Genomic DNA, 23,474 nt, shown 5'->3' with positions numbered 1-23,474 from the left:
CCGGATGGCAAAAGAACCGATCCAACAACCCAAGCCGCCGGCGGAAGTGCCCGAAAAGCCCTATCCGGTCGAAAATCCGCCCGAGCCTCACCCGAACGAAGCCCGTCCGCTGGTCGATCCGGTACCGCCCGACAAGGAATTGCCGCGCATGCAGCAGGCTGACGGACGCGGCTCGATGAAGAGCGAACAACCGCCTCAACCGGATGGTGCGCCCGATCAGCAGCCCGGCGCGGTGCGGGGCACATGATTCCAGCACATGATTGAAACGAACAGAAAGGCCTGGCGCGAGTTGCGCCGGGCCTTTCTGTCTGGTTGCGGCGCCTGCGGCGAGGCCCGTCAATAGGCCCAGGCGGCTCCGTAATAGTCGGACACCTTGCGTCCGCGCGCCGGATCGTTCCAGTCCCACTCGTTCTCGTTGGCGTATTTCGGCGCGCCCTTGAGTTGCTGTTCCGTGACGTGGGTTTGATACCCGCCAAGTTCGGTATTGTACTTCAGCGACGCCCACGGAAGCGGGTAATGCTCGTCTCCGATTCCCATGAACCCGCCGAAGCTCAGTACGGCGTAATCGACTTTTCCGGACCGCTTTCCGATCATCACGCGCTCGATCGATCCGATCTTGTTGCCGTCGGGACCATAGACATTGGTGCCCTCGACCTTGTCGCTGCCGATCAGGTCGTAGGTTTCTCTGCTCTCCGTCATGCGATGCTCCTCCTGTTGCATACAGAATGAAGCAACGACGCGTCGGATGGTTCCGCTATGTCATTCGACACAAAGGAACATGACGCGTTTCCTAAGCGTTGACGTGCTGCGGAAATCATTCCGCCAGGGAGTTCAATCATGAGCCAGAACAATCAGCAGAACCAGCAAGGCGGGCAGGGCGGACAGCAGGGCGGCCAGCCCGACCGGGATCGCGACAATCAGCAGCAGCGGCAGAATCCGGGCCAGGGCGGGCAGCAGCAAGGCGGCCAGCAGCAGGGCGGCCAGCAGGAGCGTCAGCAGCCGGGGCAAGGCAGCCGGCAGAGCGATCAGGGCCGCTGAAATCCGGCGCCGAAAAGCCTTTGACGGCTTGTTGGCAGTCGTCGATCTGACTGCGGGCGGCCCGCGCTTCGAGTGGAAGCCGGGCCGCGATACCCTTTGGCGAAGTGCCGCATTCCTTCACGAGATGTTAGCGATTGTGTCCTTTTTCATAGAAGTTCCTCTGGAACCTTGTTAGCGTTCGATCATCATCGGTTTCGCGTCCCACAGGCCCCGGTGACTGAGAGACCCGTCGCGCTCCCGCCTGCAATTCCAGTGCGGTGCCCATGGCTTCGAGAGACCCTTTCAACATCGTCGAATCGCCTGTGGTTGCTTCCATCCCCTGCATCGGTTGCGGCAACAACATGCACTGCATTCGTCGTCAGCAGGTGACGGCCGGCGAGGTGCAATTGTTCATGTGTGCCGCCTGCGGCAATTCGTCGGAGCGCGTGGTGGGGATGCAGGAAAGCGACGAGGACATTCAAAGCGCGATCGAGAAGAGTCTCGGGATCGCACGCAAGGCGGGCTGACCGAAGCCGGCGCCGATTGGAATTGATGACTCGGCGAAACCGATCGGTTCCGCCAGAGATTGGAGGCCCGGCCTGGATTCGAACCAGGCTAAGGAAGGTCTTGCACGACCTTTGCGTTGCCGCTCCGCCACCGGGCCAGGACCAACGATAACCGCCGTGTGATTGCGGGCAAGCGCAAGTTTCGCCGATCACTAACCGGTAACCTCAATGCTTCGGTTAAGCTTAACGCGCCGCATCAGGCCGGATGCGCGACGAAGGTCATGCGTGTCTGCAAATGACCGATATTGCGTGGGGCGCGTGTGGAGCGAAAGCCCGCCCCATCCAGCCGGGCAGCCATCTCGTGCTCGCCATAACGGGTCAGGCCTGCATCCTTGCGCAATTTCGCGTAGCCGGAAAATGCGGTGCGGAACAGACCGCCGACGGCCGCAGCGAAGAAGCCTTCCCGCCATCCGAAGCGCAGCAGCGCCAGCGCGTCCTTCCAGGCCGGAATATCCGGCTGCACCACGTCCCCGATGACAAGCGTGCCGTCCGGCGTCAGCAGCCGGCGGAACATCCCGAGCAGGCGTACGAGTTCATCGGGCGAGAGATATTGCGATACCGAATGCATGATCACGACCTCGAACGCGCCGTCCGGCAGCGCGGCGACCTCCTCGGGCGCCAGCACCGAAATGGCGTGCTCCGGTGCCACCCGCGCCTTCAGCCGCTGGCGCAGGCTGGGCGCGGCTTCGCACAGGGTCAGCGTCGCGGTCTTGCCGGCGAGACGCTCGGCATAGGCCGCTTCGCCGCAGCCGTAATCGAGCACGCGGTCGCCCGGACGGATGTGTTCGGCCATGCCGTTGCCGGTGATGATCGCATGCACCTGCTTGTGCCGCGCATTCACATAGATCGCGTGGTCGGAATCGAAGAAGGAAATCCAGTCGCCCATGCCGCTCTCGTTGTCTTGTCATCGCCCGGCCTGACCGGGCGATCCAGAAGACGAGCATTGGATTGCGAATACTGGATGCCCCGCCTTCGTGGAGCATGACAAGAGGAGAAATTGGCGCGTCACGCCACTATCGCCGCTTGTCCGCCACCATTCCGGACATGTCGATGACTTCGAAATCCCGGGTGGTGATGCGACGCAATGTTCGCAGCGCCGCCATGTTCCAGCGCGGGTCCGGCGCGCCGGTGATGAAATTGTCGCTGCCGTTGTCGGCGAGGATCATTCCATAGGTCTTCAGCGCCCGCAGGATCGCCTGCGCCTCCGGCGGGAAACCGGAAATGTCGTAGTCCGCCTTCAGCCGCATGCGCATGCCCATCGGCGGCAGATCGTCATCGTGACTGTTGCTCGCCCAGTGACTCGCGGGCGGAATATAGGCGCGCCGCGTCTTCACGACGGTGAAGCGGATCGCGTGCTCGACTTTGCCCGCGCCCACCGCCTCATCGTAGCGGACGAGGCCCGGCAGGATCGGCAGGCCCGCGGCGTCGGCGGAGGTCCAGCGCGGCGGGCGTTCCTGGTTCTTCTTCAGGTCCCAGACCGCGCCGCTGCCTGCGCGCCAGCCGCCCTTGGCATCGGGAAACGCATTGAAAAGTTCGTACAGCACCCAGGAATCGCGATCGAGCACGAGGATGTGGCGGTCGCCCGTACCGTTGGGGCCGCCCTCGATCGGCGCATCGGGGGGAACCGGATAGGGACCCGGATCGCTCTCCTGCGGCGTTTCGGTGAAGCTGATGCGCACCCGCGGCTGAGCGCCCGACACCACGACATAGGGAATGCCGATCGGCGCGCCTTCATGCTCGGTGCCGAAATCGGCATGCAGCGGCTTGTCCCATCCGATGCGCGCCAGGATGCGCTCGGAATTCGGATCGACCGGGTCGCGGGAGATATCCCGGTGCCAGGGGCTGTCGGCGGGGAGCAGCCGCCTTCCTTTCAGGTCGGCATTGACGCCGAGATCCACCGGCGGAACGGCTCCGGCCCCGGGGGCGAGCTGGAATTTCGGGCGGACATTCTCGGCGACGGCGGTCGTGAGCGTGGCGCTCACGAGCAGAACCGCAAGCAAGGGAAGTGCATTCTGCATCCGTGTATCCGATGTTCCGGACAAGGCGCCCATCGCCGAGGCGCCATGCAAGCAGAAGCCCGCGCGGCTGTCACCTCCACTCCCGGATCAGCGGGCCGTCGCGCCCGAAAAACGGATCGGTATCCGGACGCTTGACGCCGGGGATTTTCGCCACCGCGCGCTCGTATTCGGCACGGGAACCGAGGCTAAGGTCGTAGATGCCTTCCGGCGGATAGGCGCCGACCACGATCAGGTCGTCCGAGGCGTCGATGCATTGATGGCCGGTCCCCGCAGGGAGCACCGCGGCATCGCCGGTCTCCATCCCGAATTCTTCTCCCTGCGCGCCGCCAAAGCGCACATTGGCGCGACCCCGCGCGATCGCGAGCGCTTCATGGATGCGCGGGTGGTAATGCGCAAACGGATAGATGCCGTCGCGCCAGGTTCGGCCCCAGCCGTTCGACCGGATGATCGCCTCGATCATCGCGGCAGGATCGCCGACCGAGGTCAGGTCGAAGGCGCGTGGATAGAACAGAAACGGCAAGGCCGGATTGTTCGGGATCGAACCGTCGTCCGGGAACATGAAGCCATAGGCCGCGCCTTGATCGCTTGAAGTCATTGCGCACGGCAACGCGCGGCACGGTCCGCCGTTCCGGTCAGCGCATCCAGGCGGCGTAGACGGAATGATCGCGCGCCATGTCGTCGAACAGCCAGACCATGCGGTCGATAAACCACATCTTGGCGAAGAAGGCGGTCACGGCGCCCGCGACGAACAGCGACGGCGATGCGATGACGAGGCCCCCCAGCATCACAACGGTTCCCGCGCCCCCGATACCGGCAAGCCATTGCGCCGCAACCCGGTGATGCTCTGGAATCGGCCGCTCCTTGCGCGCGAGATAGATGCGCTCGCCCAACACGCCGCGGGACGCCCAGCTTCGCGTCGAGGCCGGCGGCGGAAACGCGCGCGGATTGATGAAAGCCCAGAGTGCGATCAGGGAAAGCGGTAGTGCCGCCCACCATCCGATCCAGTGGATGCTCCACAGCGCGAGAACAAGCGCCGGCCAGATTGCGACCCGCGTCCATACGCTCCACGGATTGGCGTGGCGCTCCCAGCCGGTGTCGTCGAGCCGAAAGAACGTCGCGATGCCGCGGAACAGCGCGTCCATCACGCGATCATCCCGATGCCGCCCGATGCGTGCGCCGCGTCACCAGCGGGCGCACGAAATTCAACAGATAGGCCAGCATCGCCCAGCGCGGATCGTAGAAGCTGACCGCGACCGAGAGGAGCGCGCTTGCGAGCAGAAGCCACAGCGCGCGAGTGCCGTCCTCGAGGCCGTCGGTACGCCAGCCCTCGTGCGCGGCGATCATGTTCAGCCGGATCGCGACCAGCGCCGCAACGCCCATATTCGCCGCATAGATCCACACCGCCGGCGCGAGATCATCGTAGCGGCCGATCAGCATGGTGGAGAACGGCAGGCAGGTGATCAGGAATAGATGCAGCAGCGTCCAGCGCGCGAACGGCTCGGTGACGCGCTCCTCGCCGGCCGCAAGCTTGCTGTTGCCCATCCAGCGCAGGCCGACCACGAAAAACGTGACGATATAGACGACGAATTTCGATTGCAGTTCGGCGACGGCGTGCAGCAGTTCGGTGCCGCTCTTCGGGTCGAACGCTTCCGGCAGGCGGATGTCGATCACCAGCAGCGTCATCGCGACGCCGAACATGGCATCGGCCAGCGCATCGAGGCGGGTCTTGGAGACGGTGCCGTGGTGATGCAGTGGCAACGGCACCCCCGTGCTACGCCGTCACGCGGCCTTGCGCTTGTGCTCGCGCATCATGTCGACGAAGCGCAGGAACAGATAATGCGAGTCGCGCGGTCCCGGCGAGGCCTCGGGGTGATATTGCACGGAGAATACCGGCTTGTCGTTCAGCGCGATCCCGCAATTGCTGCCATCGAACAGCGAGACATGGGTCTGCTCGACATTGGCCGGCAGCGAATCCTTGTCCACCGCGAAGCCGTGATTCATCGAGGTGATCTCGACCTTGCCGGTGGTGAGGTCCTTCACCGGGTGATTGGCGCCGTGATGGCCCTGATGCATCTTCATCGTCTTGCCGCCGAGTGCGATGCCGAGCATCTGGTGGCCGAGACAGATGCCGAAGGTCGGCACGCTCTTGTCGATCATCTGGCGGATCACCGGCACCGCATATTCGCCGGTCGCGGCCGGATCGCCCGGACCGTTCGACAGGAACACGCCGTCCGGCTTCAGCGCCATGATATCCTCGGCCGAGGTCGTGGCTGGTACCACCGTGACCCTGCAGCCGTTGGAGGCGAGCAGGCGCAGGATGTTGCGCTTCACCCCATAGTCGATCGCGACCACATGGAATTCCGGGTTGTCGATGCGCGCATAGCCCTCACCCCATTTCCACTCGCCTTCGTCCCAGGTAAAGCGCTGGCCGCTCGTGACCATCGGCACGAGATCCATGCCGACGAGGCCCGGCCAGTCGCGGGCTTCCTTTTTCAGCGCGTCGAGGTCGAAAGTGCCGGACGGCTCATGCGCGATCACGGCGTTCGGCATGCCCTTCTCGCGAATGAGCGCGGTCAGTGCGCGGGTGTCGATGCCGGACAGTCCGATGATGCCGCGGGCGCGCAGCCACGCATCGAGATGCCGGGTCGCCCGGTAATTCGAGGGATCGGTGATGGCGGCCTGCAGGATGACACCGCGCGCACCCGGCGTCGCCGCCATGTTCACGGTTTCGATGTCGTCGTCGTTGGTGCCGACATTGCCGACATGCGGGAAGGTGAAGGTGATGATCTGGCCGGCATAGGAGGGATCGGTGAGAATTTCCTCATATCCGGTCATGGCGGTGTTGAAGCAGACCTCGCCCACGGCGGTGCCGGTGGCGCCGAAGCCGTGGCCTTCGAGGACGGTGCCGTCGGCGAGCACAAGCAGCGCGGTGGCCTTTGGCTCCGCCCAGCCGGAATCGTGTAATGTGTTCATAAGCGGCCTGAATAATCCGCTCCGCCCGCAAAGCCAACCCCGGACCCAGAGATATGACAACGGCTTTGGTCTATGTCGGCGCGGCGATCGCTGAAATTGCCGGGTGTTTTTCATTCTGGGCATGGCTGCGGCTGGGCCAGCCGGTCTGGTGGCTGGTTCCTGGCATCGCCTGCCTCATCGCGTTTGCCTGGCTGCTCACGCTCGTCGATTCGGCCCATGCCGGGCGTGCCTATGCAGCCTATGGGGGCATCTATATTGCAGCCTCGCTCCTGTGGTTATGGGCGATGGAAGGGGCACGTCCGGATCGGTGGGACCTGATCGGCGCTGCCGTCTGCATTCTGGGCGCCGCCCTCATTCTCCATGGCCCCCGTCCGCTGCCGTCTTGAAGGTCACCGCAACCGGGTTCGGGTTCCCGAGCGCGGGGTATTGGTGTGCCATGCGCTAACGCGGCGCTTGCGATGAGAAGCCCGGCCGGTCAGGATTGCTGCCTCATCAAAGGGGCGGAGGGATACGCATGAGACTGTTGCTGAGCGGATTGCTGATTGGCGCGGTGCTGGCGCTGGGCGCCTGTTCCGAAGGACCAAAGGGCGACAAGGGGGATCGCGGCGAACAGGGTGCCGCGGGGCCGGCCGGTCCTGCCGGCGCAGTCGGTCCCGCCGGGGTTGCCGGGCCAGTGGGTCCTGCGGGCAAGGACGGTGCCGCCGGAAAGGATGGAGCCCCGGGCAAGGACGGTGCGCCCGGCAAGGACGGTATTGCGGGCAAGGACGGCGCTCCGGGCAAGGATGGTATCGCCGGCAAGGACGGCGCCCCGGGCAAGGACGGAGCGCCCGGCAAGGACGGTGCGCCCGGGAAGGATGGCACGACAATCCGTGCGGTCCGCCATGCCTGTTCGGGGGCGTCCTGCAGCCATTCCTGCGACAAGGGTGAAGTGATCGTGAGCGCGCTCTGTGTCGGGGCGCCGGGACATGCGCTGTTCAAGGGCGACGGCGATGTCATCGCGGCAACCTGCAGCGGCGGCGAAGGCGTGAGCCTGCAGCTCTATTGCGCCAAGCAATGAGGCCCTGATCCGGCGCGCTTGGTTTTTGCGTCCGCGGGCGGTACATGCAGGTCGACTGCTGTGCCGCCCGCGTCGTTTTGCGATCGAGCCGCGGCGGCCGGAGGGAGACAGCCCATGCTGCGCGACGACATCAACAATGCCCTGAAAGAGGCAATGAAGGCCAAGGACGAGCGCAAGGTCGCGACGCTGCGCCTCGTGAATTCCACTTTCAAGAATGCCGATATCGAGGCGCGCGCGGCCGGCAAGACATTGTCCGACGCCGATCTGCTTCCGGTGCTGCAGAAGATGATCAAGCAGCGGCAGGAATCGAAAGAGCTTTACGAAAAGGGCGGCCGCCCGGAACTTGCGCAGCAGGAGGCCGACGAGATCGCGATCATCACCGGCTATCTGCCCAGGCAGATGTCCGAGAGTGAAATGACCGCCGCAATCGAGATGGCGATTGCCGAGACCGGCGCGGCCAGTATGAAGGACATGGGCAAGGTCGTCGGGGCGTTGCGGGCGAAATTCGCGGGACAGATGGACTTCGGCAAGGCCAGCGCCGTGGTGAAAGCGAAGCTCGGCGGCTGAGCGGAGTAATTGAGCGATGAACGGTGGCGCCGAGTTGCAACGCGAACTCGAAAAGCTGCGGCGCGAATTGCAACAGGCCCCGCGGGTCGCGGAGGAGGAGGGCGCCGACGGCGGCGCCACGCAGGCCAGGGCCGAACCGGCGTCCCGGCCTGAGGACATGCGCGGCGAAATCGAGCGCGTGTTGCGCGAATTGCAGGACCGGCTGGGCGAGGCTGCCGACGAGGCCGAAGACATCGTGGCCGCGCATCCCTTCGCATCCGTCGCCGCCGCCTTTCTGCTCGGCATACTCGTCGCCAATGTCATGTCGCGGGGAAAGTGACCATGGATCGCTTCATCAACAATCTGCGGGTGCTGTGGCGGACGGAACGGGCGATCGCCGAAATCAAGATGCGACATGTGATCGCGCGATCCGGGCTGAACGCCGCCGCCGGCTTGCTTGCCCTGATCGGGCTTCTGATGTTCGAGGTCGCCGCGTTCTTTGCGCTGCGCGAATTCTGGAACACGATCGGGGCGGCGCTGATCCTGGGGGTTGCGAATTTCGTGATCGCGGGCCTGCTGCTGCTGGTCGCCGATCGAAAAAAGCCCGGCCGTGAACTCGAACTCGCAAACGAGATTCACGACCACACCATGCAGGCCCTGCAGGCGGATGCGCGGCTGCTTCAGGCGGATATCGCATCCTTCGGCCAGGCGCTGCGCCATCCGCTCGACAGCGCGCTGCCGTCGCTGATCATACCGCTCGCGACCATGCTGATGGGCTTCCTGAAAAAGAAGGGCGAGGCGAAGTAGGTCGCGGCGTCAATCGTCCGAATAGGGATTGCAGCGCGCGATCCCGTCCATCACCAGCTGCTCGGCGCCGTCGGCATCCAGCCAGCGCGCGATCGTGACCCACTTGCCTTTTTCCAGGTCCTTGTAGTGCTGGAAGAAATGCGCGATCTGCTCGCACATGATCGCCGGCAGGTCGCGATAGCTCTGGACGCCCGCGTAGAACGGATGCAGCGAATCGACCGGCACCGCGAGAATCTTCTCGTCGCCGCCGGCCTCGTCCTCCATCATAAGCGCACCGACCGGGCGGCAGCGGATCACCGCGCCCGCGACCACCGGCACCTGGCTCACCACCAGCACGTCGCAAGGGTCGCCGTCGGCCGAGAGCGTGTGGGGGATGAAGCCGTAATTGCCGGGATAGAACATCGCCGTGTGCAGAAAGCGGTCGACGAAAAGCGCGCCGGATTTCTTGTCGATTTCGTATTTCACCGGGACGCCGCCGAGCGGGATTTCGATCACCGCATGGATGTCCTTCGGCGGGTTCCTGCCCGATGTGATGCGGGAAATGTCCATGCGGCGACTCCGGATGATTTGCGCAAGAGCGTATCATACGGGGCCGCCGATGTCCGTTGCGTGTGAAGCTCAGTTGCTCCGCAGGGCTGCGGCCAGACTTTCATACGATCCCGGAAAATACGACACGTTGTGCCAGGGTCGCTTGCTCATGAAGTCGGCGAGCTTGCGCGCCTGCGCAGCATCCGCGCCGAACAGGATGATGCGACGATTGAAGTCGTCCTCCGGCAGCGCCATCTTTTTGAGCTTGCCGGACACGACATCATCGGCCGGTGCGCTCACCGCGCCGGGCAGGCTGCCCTTCGCGAAGTCCGCCGCGGCACGCGCATCGATATAGACGGCCGTCTGATCCGCTTTGAAGATGCGGGCGATGCCGGGAAGTTCGACCGCGACCGGTCCGCCGAGCGCGCGCCAGACCGGGATGCCGAGCTGATAGCGTCTCACATTGCCGAAGCCCGCCTCCGAGAGCTGTTCGCCGAGTCGCCGGCTGGCCTGGCAATAGGGTCCGTTGCAGTACAGAACCAGCGCCTTGCCCTTGTCGCCACCGGTCAGCGTCGCAATCGCCGCCAGTTGGGCCGTCGGTGCGGCATCGAGGTTGCGTGCGCCGGGGATGTGACCGGCGTCGAATTCGGCGCGCGAACGGGTGTCGAGCACGAGCACGCTGCCGTCCCGCAGCACTGCGCGCATCTGTTCGGTGTTGATTTCCGGGGTCTTTCCGGTCTCTCCGAGGGTCGCCTGAAGGATGCCGGGCGACTGGGCGAAGAGCGCGCTGGAATTCATGGTCAGGACCACGGCCATTGCGATTGGTTGCAAGAGCTTTTGGATCATCAATGCCTCCTGTTTCGCCGCGGCGTGGCGGCATCACAGCGTGGCGACGTTGAGAAATCCAAGAGGATCGGCTGAGGGCTGCCCGCGGATTTCGCGAGCGCTCGCCGGTCAGAGTGGGTGCGCCAGCGGTCCCAGCGCGTCGGTCACGATCGCGAGCGAGCCGCGGATCGCGCTCGCAAGCCCGTCCGCGTTCTGGAACGGACCGCGCTGGCTCGAGGTCGCAAGATACAGCGTGCGGCGGATTGAAGGCTCGGTGATCTGCCGGGCGTCGAGCCTGCCGTCGCGCACCTCGTCGATCACGGCGAAATACGGCAGCACCGCCGATGCGGCGCCGCGCCCGACCAGGCTCTTCATGGCGGAGATCGAACGCACTTCATAGGCGATACGCAGTTCGCGCTTCATCTCGCGCGCTGCTTTGGCGACGGCGGTGCGCACCGTATCGCCTTCCTCCGGCATCGCGAGATCGAGTGCCAGCAGGTCCGCGAAGGTGATCGGCTTGCGCGGCTCCTCTCCGGGCAACGTCACCAGCACGAGATCGTCCTGCAGGATCGGCACACGCGCGATATGTGGCAGTTCGGGGACATCGTAACAGAGGATAAAGTCGGTTTCGCCCCGTGTCAGCGTATCGGCCAGAACGTGGCTCATGGCCTCGACCAGGCTGAGCGATACACCTCGAAGGCGCTCGCGTGCGGTCATTGCGATTTCGGTTCCGACGATCAGCATCAACGCGGGCGTGATGCCGAGACGGATCGACTCCGTTTCGGGATTGGAATCAGCGGATATCTCTTGTCGCGTCTGCTCGACGAGTTTCAGAATTTCGATCGCCCGCTCGCGCAGGAGCGTACCCGCCCTGGTCGGCTCGACCCCGCGCGAATGGCGCACCAGCAACGCGACGCCGAGGCTTTCCTCGAGTTGCCTGATCTGCATGCCGAGCGCGGTCTGCGCGACGTGCAATTGCTCGGCAGCGCGCGTCATGTTGCCGGTTTCGACCACGCTCAGGAAATAGCGGAGCTGACGGAGATTCATTGCGAAGTCCCGGGGGGCCGGGGCGCGAGCATAGACCGACCCGCTGACCGCCGCGTAGTCAATCCTGCGTCAACGCCAATATCAGAACCTCACCAGATGATGTACCGACAGCGGCCCGCCCGGAAACTGGGTGAGCCACCCGCCGATCGCGAGCGTGCCGAGATCGATCCCGAAAAAGCCGAGCCGCTCGATCAGCGCGCCGATGTCGGCTTTCGCACGTGCATCATCACCGGAATAGAACAGCACGCGCCGCCCACCCTGGGCTCCGGGATCGCCGGAGAGCAGTTGCGGCTGGAGATGGTTGAAGGCCTTCACCACGCGGGCGCCGGGGACGAAGCCGGCGAACACCTCGCTGGATACGCGGCCGCCCAGGTCCGCCGGCCTGAACAGCGGGCCTTCGATCGGATTGTTGGCGTCGATCACGATGCGGCCGCCGAAATCCGGCAAACCCGCGAGCGCTGCCGGCAGCTTCGACCAGTTCACCGCGACCAGCACGACGTCCTGCTCGGCGGTCTGCTCGCGCGTGCCGGCGCGGATCGAGGAGCCTGCTTCGCGTACGAGGTCCGCGAGCGAATCCGGCCCGCGGCTGTTGGAGATGATCGCGTCGATGCCGGCGCGGCCGAGTGCTTTCGCGAAGGCCGCGCCGATATTGCCGGCGCCGATGATTCCGATCGTCATGGTGCTGTCCCTCCGCGCCGGCAGTGCGATTACGCCGCGCGGGCCTTGTGGCCGAGCAATTGCATTTCCCACGCAAACGCGATGCCCGAGCCACCAGCATGGGCAAAGATGTCGCCGAACGCAGGCAGGGTCGCTTCACGTGCCCAGTCGCGCTGCCATTCGGACGCCACCGCGAGCCAGGTGATCGGCGTGACGCCGGACGCGACCATGCGCCGGACGGCCATGTCGTGTGCTTCGGCTGTGACGCCGCCCGACGCATCGGTGACGGCAAAGACGTCGTAGCCTTCGCCGGCCGCCTGGATCGCGGGCATCGCCAGGCAGATTTCGGTCCAGAGCGCTGCGAGGATCAGTTTCTTGCGCCCGGTCTTCTTCACGACATCGACGACCTTGGGGTCCTCCCAGGTGTTGATGAAGGTGCGGTCGATCGGCTTCTGATCGGGAAACACATCCTGCAGCGCCTTGATGAGATAGCCACCGCGCTCTTCAAGAACGGTCGTGAGGATGGTCGGGACGTTGAAGGCCTTGGCCGCCTTGGCGAGGCCGACGACGTTGTTCGCCACGATCGTGGGTTCGTGGCTATGCAGGTTGGCGAACTGGAACGGCTGGTGGTCGATCAGCACCACCACCGAGTTTTCGGGGGTGAGGAGGGCGTCGAGGCCGGCTTTGGTCATGGGTTTGCTCCTTGCGTTGGTGGAGCGAACTTGGACCGGTAATTCCACTATGATTAGACACCAATAGTGGTTATGATCTTCAACTGATATTTGAAAATTGGTCGTGGAAAGTCTCGCCAATCTCGAATGCTTCGTCCGAAGCGCCGAACTGCGGGGTTTTTCCGCCGCCGCCCGGCGTCTCGGCCTCACGCCGGCGGCCGTGAGCCGGAATGTTGCGATGCTCGAGCGCAACCTCGGCATCCGGCTGTTCCACCGTTCGACGCGCAAGCTTGCCTTGACCGATGAAGGCGAGCGGTTGCTGCAGGCCATCGGCGGCACTCTCGATGCGCTGCGCGGCGCGCTTGCCGAAGTCGCGCCCGAGGGCCAGCCCGCGGGTCAGCTCAAGGTCAGCTTGAGCCTCGATTTCGGCATCGGCCATATCCTGCCGCTCTTGCCCGACTTCGTGCGGCAATATCCGCGCGTGCGGCCGGACCTTCACTTCGAAAGCCGCCAGGTCGATCTGATCGGGGAAGGCTATGACGCAGCGATCGGCGGCGGCTTCGAATTGTCGGGTGGTCTGACCACGCGCGTACTCGCGCCCCTGCACATCATCGCCGCGGCCTCGCCCGCCTTCATGCGCGGCCGCCCGGCGCCGGTCAACCCGTCCGATCTTGCGGCGCTCGACGCCGTCGTCATGCGCTCGCAGCGCACCGGACGCGTGTCTCTGCGCGTGATGCGCGACATTGGCGGGACCGAGATGGCGGCGGCACAGCCGGAAACCATCGTGGTGACCGATTCATCGGCGATGGCGCGTGCCGCGGAGCTCGGCCTCGGTGTCGCGCTTCTCGCCGTACCCGACGCGCTGCCCTATCTCGAACGCGGTGCGCTCATTCGTCTTTTGCCGCGCTGGTATGCCGATCTCGGCTCGATCTCGCTCTATTACGCGAGCAAGACCATGCTGCCGGGCAAGACCCGCGCCTTCATCGATCATGTCGCCGACGCGTTTCGCCGCGAGCGGCTGGCGGAACGTTTCGCGGGCAGTCTCGGCTGAGGTCCCGCGCGCGCCTGAGTCCGCCGGAGCCTATTCGACCTTGGCGCCGGAGAATGCGACCACGTCGGCGTAGCGCTTCATCTCCTTCTTGATGAAGTCGAGGGTATCCGCACGCGTCGTGGCCTTCACCTCGACGCCCTGCCTGGTCAGCGCCTCCTTCACCTCCGGCAGGTTGAGCACTTCGACGAACACCGCATTCAGCCGGTCGAGAATGGCGGACGGCGTGCCTCCGGGTGCAAAATAGATGAAGGCGGAGTTCGACTCAAAGCCGGGAAAACCCTGCTCGCCGACGGTCGGCACCTCCGGCAATTGCGGCACGCGCGCGGGATGCGCGACCGCGATCGCGCGCAGCTTGCCAGCGTTCACCAGCGGCGCCGCATTCGGCGTGTTGGCAAAGGCGACCTGGATGTTGCCGGAGATCGCGTCGGTCAGCACCTGGCCCATGCCCTTGTAGGGCACATGCACCATGTTGGTGCCGGAGAGTTTCTTCAGCTCCTCGGTGCCGAGGTGAAACGAGGTGCCGATGCCGACCGAGCCGTAATTGATGGCGCCGGGTTTGGCTTTCGCAAGATCGAGCAGTTCCTTCAGGTTCTTCGCCGGCACGTCGTTGTTGACCACGATGGTGTGCGGGGTGACGCCGGCATAGGTGATCGGCGTCAGATCCTTCAGCGAGTCGTATGGCAGGGACTTGAACAGGCTCGGATTGATCATGAAGGTGTTCGCGACCAGCAGGATCGTGTGTCCGTCCGGCACAGCCTTCGCCACCGCGCCGGTGCCGATCTGTGTCGCGCCGCCGCCGCGGTTCTCGATCGTCAGCGGCTGGCCGAGCCTTGCGCTGACAGGATCGGACATGGTGCGGGCGATGATGTCGGAGGTGCCGCCCGCGGCATACGGGATGATGACGCGGATCGGCTGAGTCGGGTTCCATTGCGCCGATGCGGGCGCGGGGAGCGCGAACACCGCGAGCGCGAGTGCGAGACTGGACGGGCGAAATGCGGGCGATGGGGATGTCATGGCAAGCTCCTCACAGGATCAGTTCGCGGGCCGTGCCCCGCACATCCATTTCGTATTCAAGTCCGATCACCGGCGGTCGCGCGTAGTTCCAGACCAGACCGCCTGCGATCGCGCCGCGCCTGGCCAGCTCTTCGCCGACCAGATGGCCGATATTCTGCACGGTATAGGCCTGCGTCGACACCGCATCGGCCCAGCCGAAGCCCAGGAGCTTGAGCCTGCGCTCCATTTCCGCGATGACGAACCGCACCTTCTCGCGCAGGCCTTCGGGGGAGGTGTCGCCGAAGCGCACGATACGATCGCTGTAGGATTCGGAGCCCGCGCGCGCATCGCCGCCGCCCGACAGCATGAAGGTGCGGCGTCCGCTCTTCGCAGGCATCGTGTAGGTGAATGCGTGCATCGACGGCGTGGCGGGTTCGCCATACATCGGGCACACGTTGGTGCGCGCCACCGGATTCACGCCGTCCTTGTAGATGCCCCATCGCTCGAGCGTCTGCACATAATGCTTGTTGAAGTCGATGAAGCCCTGATCGGTGAATTGTCCCGGCGAGCGCAGTTCGCAATGCGCGAAGGCGGTGGTCGGACGGCCGACCGCCCTCAGGTGCGACTCGACCTTCGCGAAGGCCTCCGCGAGCGGGACCGGCGACAGGAAGCGGACGCGCTCCAGTTCGTAGCCGTCCTCGGCGGCGATTCCGGCGGAATACTGAAACACGGCCGGGATGTAGCGATAGTCACCCGCGGCGAACATGGCAGTGCCGGACATAAGGTCGATCCCCCAAGATTGACTTGTGCAAGCGACATGCCATCGAAAAAGGCGGCGCCGCCAAGGCATCGAGTATAGGCAATTTCGACCGGGCGCAGCCATGCGCGCCGGGGTGCCGGAGGTTTGCAGGCCGCGAATGCGGCGCGGGGGTTGTCAGGCGATGCCGTAGCTCGCGTCACGCAGGCGCCTGGCTTCAACCAGCACCCGGCACATCCGTTTCGCCCATGCACGCTGGTCGCTGTCCGTCTCGATCAGATCGTGGCGGATCTCGATCGCCACATGCGGCAGGCCGCGCTGCTCGCCATGGACCGGGATCGTATAGTCGGTGTCGTCGCTGACCGTGTAGGGCTCGTTGTCCCCCACCGTCATCGCATCCTCCTCGCGCAGCAGCCGCAGCACGAACGCCGCGAAGCGCGAGTCGCGGTTGTAGAGCACGCCGGAATGCCACGGCCGTGTCACGCCCTTGTAGACCGGGGTGAAGGAATGCATCGCGACCAGAAAGGCCGGCAGGCCGTCGCGCTTGCGCCGGTCCAGTTCCGCCGTGATCGCCGCGTGATAGGGCGCGAAGACTTCGCGCTGTCGCGCGTCGATCTCGTCTTTCGTCAGCTTCACATTGCCGGGAACCGGCGTGGTCTCGCTGATCCTGGCGATCGAGCTTTCCGCCTGGAAGGGGCGGTTGCAATCAATCACCAGCCGCGAATAGGGCTGCAGGATCGCATGCGCGTCGAGTTCCTCGGACATGAAGCGCACCACCGGTTCGATCCCGACATCGAAGGCAATGTGGCGGCGCAACTCGCTCTCGGAGACGCCGAGGTCTCCAAGCGCGCGGGGAATCCGCCGTCCCGCATGATCGCTGACCAGCAGGAAAGGCGACGCGCCCCGCGGCCGCAATGCGACGGCGGCAGGAGGATCGTCGGGGGCCAGGAGCAGGGTCATGGCAAATTGCCCAAGATTTGACCAGCGAGGCGAAGCAAATTCATTCGGTGATCCGAAAGTCTTTGAAATGACGCATGATTCGGGTGCTCAATCCAATGTGCCACGATTCTTGCTTTGCTGGAGCGGAAGACCTGGAACGAGCCATGCCGATCCTGACCATCCATCACAAGACCGAGTATCGATATGCGCGGCCGGTCGCCTTCGGCGAGCATCGCATGATGCTGCGTCCGCGCGACGGCCACGACCTGCGGGTGCTGGGCGAGCATCTCACGATCGACCCCATGCCCGCCGCGGTGCGCTGGATCCGCGACGTGTTCGGCAACACCGTCGGCATCGTGAGATTTGCAAAACCATCCGACAAGCTTGTGTTCGACAGCAAGGTGAAGGTCGATCACCGGCCGATGCGCGGCCTGCATCTGTCGCCGGAAGACTACGCCTATCTGCATCCCTTCGCCTATGACGACGAGGAGATGCCGGACCTCGCGCTATCGATCAGGCGCGCCTTTGATGATCCCGAGCACAAGATCGAATTGTGGGCGCGTCAGTTTGTGCGCGGCGATGGCCAGACCCGCACCCAGGATCTGCTCACCGACATCACCCACGCGATCCGGCGCGATTTCGTCTATCGCCGCCGCTATCAGCCGGGCGTGCAGGAGCCGCTGGAAACCCTGCGGACCGGCATGGGCACCTGCCGCGATTTCGCGCTGTTCATGATCGAGGCCGTTCGCTCGCTCGGCTATGCGGCGCGGTTCGTGTCGGGCTATCTGCATGTACGCAACGGCGAACACGACCGCGTCGGCGGCGGTTCGACCCATGCCTGGGTGCAGGTCTATCTGCCGGGCGCCGGCTGGGTCGAGTTCGATCCGACCAACGGCATCGTGGGCAACACCGATCTCATCCGCGTTGCGATCGCGCGCGAGCCGCGCCAGGCGGTGCCGCTCTGGGGCAGCTATACCGGCAGCGCTTCGGATCATCTGGCGATGAAGGTGAATATCCGCGTGGTGTCGGAAACGCAGAGCTAGGCGAGTTCGATCGGGGCCAAGCGAGTTATCTTGTGGCGGCAAGTCGGGAACTTAAGGCAAGGACCAGAATTGCAGCTTTCTCGGAATGAGGGCTGAGGCATCGGCCGGTTCACCTCGAGGGCAGTTTGCGTTCATGCAGATCAGGATTGGCTACGACATCGGCTACGGCGCGGACGCAGCCACGCCGATGGTCATCATGCTCAACGTGCATCCGTCGCGTCAGGGCGACCTCGTCGGCGTCGAAGAGATTTCAACCGCGCCCTACACGCCGATTACCTGCTACCGGGACGGCTTCGGCAACATCTGCGGGCGCCTTGTCGTGCCCGCCGGCGGGCTCGTCATTTCCTGCCGCGCGACCGTCCGCGATTCCGGCTTGCCCGACGTCGTCGTCCCGACCGCGACGCAGCTTCCGATCGAGCAATTGCCCGACGATTGCCTCGTCTATCTGATGGGCTCGCGCTATTGCGAGACCGACAAGCTCACCGATCTCGCCTGGTCGCTGTTCAAGGATACGCCGCCGGGCTGGGCCCGCGTGCAGGCGATCTGCGACTATGTGCACAATCATCTGACCTTCGGCTATGAATTCGCGGCGCCGACCAAGTCCGCGCATTCGGTGCATGACGAACGACGCGGCGTGTGCCGCGACTTCGCCCATCTCGCGGTCACGCTGTGCCGCTGCATGAACATTCCGACCCGTTATTGCACCGGCTATCTCGGCGATATCGGCGTGCCGCCGGAGGAGGCGCCGATGGACTTCTCGGCCTGGTTCGAGGTCTACCTCTCGGGCAGCTGGTACACATTCGATGCGCGCCACAATGTTCCGCGCATCGGCCGCATCCTGGTCGGGCGCGGGCGAGACGCCGCCGACGTGCCGCTCTCCAATTCGTTCGGGCGGACGACCCTGACGAAGTTTCAGGTCTATACGGATGAGGTGGTGTGAGGTCGTGATGCCGCCCGGCTGAAGGCGCTCCCCTGCGGGCTGATTTGCCGGCCTGCGACCTAAACAGGCTTTACCGAAACCATATCGTTCTCGGCCTGAAGGTATAGAATAGTCGCACGGACGGTGTCTTCGACACGGCGCATGCATTCGGCGCAGAAATGGATCTCCTTCGCAACATCCGCGAGGTCTGCATTTCGGACGTGTTGATTTGGCAGATAGTAGCGTGGCGTCGCAAGAAGTCGTTTCGCTTGCGGGCCTTCCGCCAACAAGATCGAATAATTGCCCGGCTTGGAACAACAAATGCAAAATTCGTGCATCAGAACCTCGTAGTGCTCGCTTGTGGAAAACACGGAAAAATGACTTGTTGGACATCTATCTTCAAGACTTAGGCCAAGTCTCGCGGGCGCGGGCAACCCCACTAAGCTAGTCTCGATTCGTTCCACCGGGCTCAGGCCCGAAAGGCGAGCGCATGCGCTTTTCTGCTGATTTTCTTGAGGAATTGAAAGCGCGGCTTCCGGTATCGGAAGTCGTCGGCCGGCGCGTTAAGTTGATGCGAGCTGGTCGGGAGTGGAAGGGACTTTCGCCATTCAACCAAGAAAAGACGCCGTCGTTTTTCGTCAACGACCAGAAGCAGGCCTGGTTCGATTTTTCATCTCATAAGAACGGCTCGATTTTCGATTTCATCATGCTGACCGACGGCGTGAGCTTCCCGGAAGCGGTGGAGCGTCTCGCCACCATGGCCGGCATGCCGATGCCGAAAGTTTCGCGCGAGGAAGAGGTGCGCGAGCAGCGGCGGAAGTCGCTCTATGAAGTGGTCGATCTCGCGTCGAAATTCTTTGAGGCGACGTTGCAATCGCGCACGGGCGCGAAGGCGCGCGGCTATCTTGCCGATCGCGGCCTCGGCCCCGAAACGCAGCTTCGCTTTCGCATGGGCTACGCGCCACCCGACCGCTTCGCGCTGAAGGAGCATCTCGGTCAGCAGGGCGTGTCGGTCGAGGACATGATCGAGGCAGGCCTGCTGGTCCACGGCGACGACATTCCGGTGCCGTATGACCGTTTCCGCGACCGTGTGATGTTCCCGATCGCGGACTGGCGCGGCCGGTTGATCGCGTTCGGCGGCCGCGCTCTCAGCCCGGACGCGCCGGCTAAATATCTGAACTCGCCGGAAACACCGCTCTTTCATAAAGGCTCGATCCTGTTCAACGGCGCGAATGCGCGCATGGCCGCGCATGACGGCAAGCCGCTGATCGTGGTCGAAGGCTATGTCGACGTGATCGCGATGGTGACTACGGGCTATGAAGGCGCGGTCGCGCCGCTCGGCACCGCGCTGACGGAAGAGCAACTGGGACTGCTCTGGAAGATCGCCGACGAACCGATGCTGTGCTTCGATGGCGACAAGGCCGGACGCCGCGCCGCCTATCGCGCAGTCGACCTTGCGCTTCCGAAACTGCAGCCCGGCAAGAGCCTCGCCTTTGCGCTGCTGCCGGAAGGGCAGGACCCCGACGACCTGATCCGCTCCGGCGGCCGCGCTGCGATGGAGGAGGTGCTGAAGAGCGCGCGCCCGCTGGCCGACATCCTCTGGATGCGCGAGACCGAAAGCTCTTCCTTCGACACGCCCGAGCGCCGCGCCGCGCTGGAAGCGCGCATCGGCGAGATCGTCGGCACGATCGCCAGCGAGTCCGTTCGCAAATATTACCGGCAGGATTTCGAGGCGCGGGTGCGCGCGCTGTTTATGCCGTCTCAGGCGGCGGGTGGTTTCGAGCGCGGTCGCGGCTTCCAGCCCGCGAACCGGCGCGGCGGGGCGCGCGGCGACTGGCGCGCGGCGCAGCGCCCGGCGCGTGATCCGTTCACGCAGTCGGCACGGCTCGGCCAAAGCCCGCTGGTGCGCGGCTTCCGCAGCGCCATATCCCCGCGGGAAGCGCTGATCCTGCTGTCCGTGATCGAGCATCCCTGGCTGCTGGAAGCGCATACGGAGGAATTCGCCGAGATCGAGCTCGTCCATCCGGACGCCGATCAGCTGCGCCGCGCGATCCTCGATGCGGCTTCCGGCGAGGCTTTGCTCGAACCAAAGTTCGTGCAGGACGCGCTGTCGGCGCGGGGGCTGAACCCGCTGGTGTCGCGAATTCGGGCCGCGATCACCCATGCCTCGGACTGGCCCGCAAGGGCCGGGGCCGGCGAGGCCGACGTCGCCCAATGGTGGGCCCATATCGTTACCTTGCATCGCAAGGCGCGCACGTTAAATAGGGAGCTGAAGGACGCAGAGCGCGCGCTCGGGGACGATCCGAGTGAAGCCAATCTGGCCTGGATCCGGGACGTTCAGAACAGGCTCGCGGCGCTCGAGGGAACCGAGGCGCTGATCGAGGGTTTTGGGGCGTCCTCGGGCCGGTTGACACGTGGCGTCTAGGCCGTCAGGTCGGTTATGCCCCGTTTTGCGGGGTTTTTTTGGCGTATCGGTTTCGGCCGAAGGGTCAAGGGGTTACGGGGTTAATCCCCACTTAACGGGGCCCCGCGAGAGTAGGTGTGGTGATTCGGCAACCCCGCAGGGCGGGACTCGCGGTACAATGCAGTCCTGCGCCATAGGGTAGGGGATTGGTCGAAACGGCGGGGACGCCCGCCGCGGGAGAGAGAGCTTCATGGCGAGCAAGAGCGCGGCCGGCAAGACGGCGGCCAAGGTGAAGAATTCCATCAAGAATACGGTGAAGTCGCTGTTCAAGGGCGCTGCCGGCAAGGCCGCGTCCAAACCCGAGCCGAAAAAGGAACCCGTGAAGGAAGCCCCAAAAACCTCCCCCGCCAGAGAAACCTCCGTGCGAGAGACCGCCGCCAAGGAAGCCACCCGGGAAACTGCCAAGGAAACCGCCAGGGCCAAGGCGGCCGCCAAGGCTCCGCCGCCGCGCCCCGAACCGGGCCGCACCGCGCTGCTCAAGGCCAGCGCCAAGGCCATGTCGGAGAAGGATGCCGCGAAGGCCAAGACCGCCAAGGACGAAAGCGACAAGGACGGCGAGACCGCCCCCGATACCCCGCTGCCGCTGCTCGATCTGTCCGATGCCGCCGTCAAGCGCATGATCAAGCAGGCCAAGAAGCGCGGCTATATCACCTATGAGCAGCTCAATGCGGTGATGCCCTCCGAGGAGGTCACCTCCGAGCAGATCGAGGACACGCTCTCGATGCTGTCCGAGATGGGCATCAACGTGGTCGAGCAGGACGAGGCCGCCGACGAGGACGGCGAGAAGGAGGAGGCCGACGACGACGACGAGGGCGGCGAACTGGTCGAGGTCACGTCCAAGCCGCTGATCGTCAAGTCCGACAAGGAGCCCTCCGAGCGCACCGACGATCCCGTGAGGATGTACCTCCGGGAAATGGGCTCGGTCGAGCTGTTGTCGCGCGAGGGCGAAATCGCCATCGCCAAGCGCATCGAGGCCGGCCGCGAGGCGATGATCGCGGGGCTGTGCGAAAGCCCGCTGACCTTCCAGGCCATCATCATCTGGCGCGACGAACTCAACGAGGCCAAGGTCTTCCTGCGCGACATCATCGATCTGGAAGCCACCTATGCCGGCCCGGACGCCAAGCTGCCGGCGCCGGTCGGTCCCGACGGCAAGCCGCTGCCCGGCGTGCCCGGCGCCGAGCTTCCCGCCCAGCAGGCCTCGCCACCCTCCGCGCCGCCGCAGCCGACCCCCTTCAAGCCGGCCGGTCCCGGCGCCGCCGACGGCGAGGAGAAGGACCCGGCCGAGCTGGCCGCCGAAGCCGACATGGAGGATGACGAGTTCGAGAACTCGATGTCGCTCGCCGCGATCGAACTCGAACTGAAGCCGAAGGTGCTGGAAACCTTCGACACCGTCGCCAACGAATACAAGCGCCTGCGCAAGCTGCAGGAGCAGGACATCGAGCTGCGCCTGAAGTCGGACTCGCTGTCGCCCTCGCAGGAGCGCAAATACAAGAAGCTGAAGGACGAGATCATCACCGCGGTGAAGTCGCTGCGGCTCAACCAGGCGCGCATCGATTCGCTGGTCGACCAGCTCTACGAGATCAACAAGCGGCTGGTCTCGCTCGAGGGCCGCATGATGCGGCTCGCCGAAAGCCACGGCGTGGCGCGCGAGGATTTCCTGAAAAACTATTTCGGCTCGGAGCTCGATCCGCGCTGGCTCAACCGCGTCTCCAAGCTTTCGGCCAAGGGCTGGAAGAACCTGGTCGCGCGCGACAAGGAGAAGGTGAAGTCGATCCGCTCCGAGATTCACATGCTGGCGTCCGAGACCGGGCTCGAGATCGGCGAATTCCGCAAGATCGTGCATTCGGTGCAGAAGGGCGAGCGCGAGGCGCGCCAGGCGAAGAAGGAAATGGTCGAGGCCAATCTCCGCCTCGTGATCTCGATCGCCAAGAAATACACCAATCGCGGCCTGCAATTCCTCGACCTGATCCAGGAAGGCAATATCGGCCTGATGAAGGCGGTCGACAAATTCGAATATCGCCGCGGCTACAAGTTCTCGACCTATGCGACATGGTGGATCCGGCAGGCGATCACCCGTTCGATCGCCGACCAGGCGCGCACCATCCGCATTCCCGTGCACATGATCGAGACCATCAACAAGATCGTGCGCACGAGCCGCCAGATGCTGAACGAGATCGGCCGCGAGCCGACGCCGGAGGAGCTGGCCGAAAAGCTCGGCATGCCGCTGGAGAAGGTGCGCAAGGTCCTCAAGATCGCCAAGGAGCCGCTGTCGCTCGAAACGCCGATCGGTGACGAAGAGGATTCGCATCTCGGCGATTTCATCGAGGACAAGAACGCGATCCTGCCGATCGACGCGGCGATCCAGTCGAACCTGCGCGAGACCACGACGCGCGTCTTGGCCTCGCTCACCCCGCGCGAGGAGCGCGTGCTGCGCATGCGCTTCGGCATCGGCATGAACACCGACCACACGCTGGAAGAAGTCGGCCAGCAATTCTCGGTGACACGCGAACGCATCCGCCAGATCGAGGCGAAGGCTTTGCGCAAGCTGAAGCATCCGAGCCGATCCAGAAAGCTGCGGAGCTTCCTCGACAATTAG

Annotated in this window: 28 protein-coding genes and 1 tRNA gene; 12 read left to right on the top strand and 17 right to left on the bottom strand. The window is 64.5% G+C overall.

Features of this window, described 5'->3' with window-relative positions:
• Positions 1–4: 4 nt before the first annotated feature.
• Positions 5–247 carry a hypothetical protein gene (locus AB7F49_RS19870; protein ID WP_428525479.1) on the top strand — a complete coding sequence of 81 codons (243 nt, stop codon included), beginning with the start codon at positions 5–7 and terminating at the stop codon, positions 245–247.
• An 89-nt stretch (positions 248–336) separates the two neighbouring features.
• Here the strand turns inward: AB7F49_RS19870 and AB7F49_RS19865 are convergent, their stop codons facing one another.
• Positions 337–699 carry a PRC-barrel domain-containing protein gene (locus tag AB7F49_RS19865; RefSeq protein ID WP_428525477.1) on the bottom strand — a complete coding sequence of 121 codons (363 nt, stop codon included), beginning with the start codon at positions 697–699 and terminating at the stop codon, positions 337–339.
• Between the two features lie 132 nt (positions 700–831).
• Entirely contained in the window at positions 832–1,008 is a 177-nt protein-coding gene (locus AB7F49_RS19860; protein ID WP_428525475.1) for a hypothetical protein, read from the bottom strand.
• A 293-nt stretch (positions 1,009–1,301) separates the two neighbouring features.
• Between AB7F49_RS19860 and AB7F49_RS19855 the strand changes: the two genes are divergently transcribed.
• On the top strand, positions 1,302–1,544 hold the full coding sequence (locus AB7F49_RS19855) for a hypothetical protein (RefSeq protein WP_428525473.1): 243 nt from the start codon (positions 1,302–1,304) through the stop codon (positions 1,542–1,544).
• Between the two features lie 60 nt (positions 1,545–1,604).
• Here the strand turns inward: AB7F49_RS19855 and AB7F49_RS19850 are convergent.
• From AB7F49_RS19850 to carA, 7 genes are all read right to left on the bottom strand, one after another.
• Positions 1,605–1,681, bottom strand: a tRNA-OTHER gene (locus tag AB7F49_RS19850).
• Positions 1,682–1,779: 98 nt separating this feature from the next.
• Positions 1,780–2,469, bottom strand: a complete 690-nt coding sequence (locus AB7F49_RS19845; protein WP_428525472.1) for a class I SAM-dependent methyltransferase — start codon at positions 2,467–2,469, stop codon at positions 1,780–1,782.
• A gap of 127 nt (positions 2,470–2,596) precedes the next feature.
• On the bottom strand, positions 2,597–3,601 hold the full coding sequence (locus AB7F49_RS19840) for a hypothetical protein (protein WP_428525471.1): 1,005 nt from the start codon (positions 3,599–3,601) through the stop codon (positions 2,597–2,599).
• A 70-nt stretch (positions 3,602–3,671) separates the two neighbouring features.
• On the bottom strand, positions 3,672–4,196 hold the full coding sequence (locus AB7F49_RS19835) for a hypothetical protein (RefSeq protein WP_428525470.1): 525 nt from the start codon (positions 4,194–4,196) through the stop codon (positions 3,672–3,674).
• 37 nt (positions 4,197–4,233) lie between these two features.
• The gene (locus AB7F49_RS19830; protein ID WP_428525468.1) at positions 4,234–4,743 is read right to left on the bottom strand and encodes a DUF6653 family protein; all 510 of its coding nucleotides are present in this window, start codon (positions 4,741–4,743) and stop codon (positions 4,234–4,236) included.
• 7 nt (positions 4,744–4,750) lie between these two features.
• The gene (locus AB7F49_RS19825) at positions 4,751–5,359 is read right to left on the bottom strand and encodes a TMEM175 family protein (protein ID WP_428525466.1); all 609 of its coding nucleotides are present in this window, start codon (positions 5,357–5,359) and stop codon (positions 4,751–4,753) included.
• A 21-nt stretch (positions 5,360–5,380) separates the two neighbouring features.
• Entirely contained in the window at positions 5,381–6,574 is a 1,194-nt protein-coding gene (gene carA / locus AB7F49_RS19820; RefSeq protein WP_428525464.1) for a glutamine-hydrolyzing carbamoyl-phosphate synthase small subunit, read from the bottom strand.
• A 53-nt stretch (positions 6,575–6,627) separates the two neighbouring features.
• Here carA and AB7F49_RS19815 point away from each other — a divergent pair, with 53 nt between their 5' ends.
• From AB7F49_RS19815 to AB7F49_RS19795, 5 genes are all read left to right on the top strand, one after another.
• Positions 6,628–6,960, top strand: a complete 333-nt coding sequence (locus AB7F49_RS19815; protein ID WP_428525462.1) for a YnfA family protein — start codon at positions 6,628–6,630, stop codon at positions 6,958–6,960.
• Positions 6,961–7,088: 128 nt separating this feature from the next.
• Positions 7,089–7,631 (top strand): hypothetical protein, encoded by a 543-nt coding sequence (locus AB7F49_RS19810; protein ID WP_428525460.1) that lies wholly within the window; start codon positions 7,089–7,091, stop codon positions 7,629–7,631.
• Positions 7,632–7,745: 114 nt separating this feature from the next.
• Positions 7,746–8,198 carry a GatB/YqeY domain-containing protein gene (locus AB7F49_RS19805; protein ID WP_428525458.1) on the top strand — a complete coding sequence of 151 codons (453 nt, stop codon included), beginning with the start codon at positions 7,746–7,748 and terminating at the stop codon, positions 8,196–8,198.
• A gap of 16 nt (positions 8,199–8,214) precedes the next feature.
• Entirely contained in the window at positions 8,215–8,517 is a 303-nt protein-coding gene (locus AB7F49_RS19800; RefSeq protein WP_428525456.1) for a hypothetical protein, read from the top strand.
• A gap of 2 nt (positions 8,518–8,519) precedes the next feature.
• On the top strand, positions 8,520–8,984 hold the full coding sequence (locus AB7F49_RS19795) for a phage holin family protein (RefSeq protein ID WP_428525454.1): 465 nt from the start codon (positions 8,520–8,522) through the stop codon (positions 8,982–8,984).
• 9 nt (positions 8,985–8,993) lie between these two features.
• On the opposite strand, the gene ppa is transcribed toward AB7F49_RS19795, so the two are convergent.
• From ppa to AB7F49_RS19770, 5 genes are all read right to left on the bottom strand, one after another.
• Complete coding sequence (gene ppa / locus AB7F49_RS19790; RefSeq protein WP_428525452.1) at positions 8,994–9,533, bottom strand: inorganic diphosphatase; 540 nt, start codon at positions 9,531–9,533, stop codon at positions 8,994–8,996.
• A 69-nt stretch (positions 9,534–9,602) separates the two neighbouring features.
• On the bottom strand, positions 9,603–10,358 hold the full coding sequence (locus tag AB7F49_RS19785) for a rhodanese-like domain-containing protein (RefSeq protein WP_428525450.1): 756 nt from the start codon (positions 10,356–10,358) through the stop codon (positions 9,603–9,605).
• 108 nt (positions 10,359–10,466) lie between these two features.
• Complete coding sequence (locus AB7F49_RS19780) at positions 10,467–11,384, bottom strand: LysR family transcriptional regulator (RefSeq protein WP_428525448.1); 918 nt, start codon at positions 11,382–11,384, stop codon at positions 10,467–10,469.
• A gap of 81 nt (positions 11,385–11,465) precedes the next feature.
• Positions 11,466–12,062: an NADPH-dependent F420 reductase gene (locus AB7F49_RS19775; RefSeq protein WP_428525446.1), complete on the bottom strand. Its 597-nt coding sequence runs from the start codon at positions 12,060–12,062 to the stop codon at positions 11,466–11,468.
• 29 nt (positions 12,063–12,091) lie between these two features.
• The gene (locus AB7F49_RS19770) at positions 12,092–12,733 is read right to left on the bottom strand and encodes a hydrolase (RefSeq protein WP_428525444.1); all 642 of its coding nucleotides are present in this window, start codon (positions 12,731–12,733) and stop codon (positions 12,092–12,094) included.
• Between the two features lie 103 nt (positions 12,734–12,836).
• On the opposite strand from AB7F49_RS19770, the gene AB7F49_RS19765 reads away from it, so the two are divergent.
• Positions 12,837–13,763 carry a LysR substrate-binding domain-containing protein gene (locus tag AB7F49_RS19765; RefSeq protein ID WP_428525443.1) on the top strand — a complete coding sequence of 309 codons (927 nt, stop codon included), beginning with the start codon at positions 12,837–12,839 and terminating at the stop codon, positions 13,761–13,763.
• 30 nt (positions 13,764–13,793) lie between these two features.
• Here AB7F49_RS19765 and AB7F49_RS19760 read toward each other — a convergent pair whose 3' ends face one another.
• The 3 genes from AB7F49_RS19760 to AB7F49_RS19750 all read right to left on the bottom strand — a co-directional run bounded on the left by AB7F49_RS19760 (position 13,794) and on the right by AB7F49_RS19750 (position 16,473).
• Positions 13,794–14,777 carry a Bug family tripartite tricarboxylate transporter substrate binding protein gene (locus tag AB7F49_RS19760; RefSeq protein WP_428525441.1) on the bottom strand — a complete coding sequence of 328 codons (984 nt, stop codon included), beginning with the start codon at positions 14,775–14,777 and terminating at the stop codon, positions 13,794–13,796.
• Positions 14,778–14,787: 10 nt separating this feature from the next.
• A complete protein-coding gene (cnbZ, locus tag AB7F49_RS19755) occupies positions 14,788–15,537 on the bottom strand; it encodes a 2-amino-5-chloromuconate deaminase CnbZ (RefSeq protein ID WP_428525439.1) in 750 nt (249 codons plus the stop codon).
• A gap of 153 nt (positions 15,538–15,690) precedes the next feature.
• Positions 15,691–16,473, bottom strand: a complete 783-nt coding sequence (locus tag AB7F49_RS19750; protein WP_428525437.1) for an N-formylglutamate amidohydrolase — start codon at positions 16,471–16,473, stop codon at positions 15,691–15,693.
• Positions 16,474–16,616: 143 nt separating this feature from the next.
• Here AB7F49_RS19750 and AB7F49_RS19745 point away from each other — a divergent pair, with 143 nt between their 5' ends.
• From AB7F49_RS19745 to rpoD, 4 genes are all read left to right on the top strand, one after another.
• On the top strand, positions 16,617–17,495 hold the full coding sequence (locus AB7F49_RS19745) for a transglutaminase family protein (RefSeq protein ID WP_428525435.1): 879 nt from the start codon (positions 16,617–16,619) through the stop codon (positions 17,493–17,495).
• A gap of 133 nt (positions 17,496–17,628) precedes the next feature.
• The gene (locus AB7F49_RS19740; protein ID WP_428525433.1) at positions 17,629–18,435 is read left to right on the top strand and encodes a transglutaminase-like domain-containing protein; all 807 of its coding nucleotides are present in this window, start codon (positions 17,629–17,631) and stop codon (positions 18,433–18,435) included.
• Between the two features lie 469 nt (positions 18,436–18,904).
• Complete coding sequence (dnaG, locus tag AB7F49_RS19735; RefSeq protein WP_428525431.1) at positions 18,905–20,839, top strand: DNA primase; 1,935 nt, start codon at positions 18,905–18,907, stop codon at positions 20,837–20,839.
• Between the two features lie 535 nt (positions 20,840–21,374).
• Positions 21,375–23,474 carry an RNA polymerase sigma factor RpoD gene (gene rpoD, locus AB7F49_RS19730; protein ID WP_428525489.1) on the top strand — a complete coding sequence of 700 codons (2,100 nt, stop codon included), beginning with the start codon at positions 21,375–21,377 and terminating at the stop codon, positions 23,472–23,474.

This window comes from Pseudorhodoplanes sp., from assembly GCF_050250235.1.
In the GTDB taxonomy this organism is placed as follows: Bacteria; Pseudomonadota; Alphaproteobacteria; order Rhizobiales; family Xanthobacteraceae; genus Pseudorhodoplanes.
Note: the sequence above shows the minus strand (reverse complement) of the source record. Positions and strands in the feature narration are given on the sequence as shown.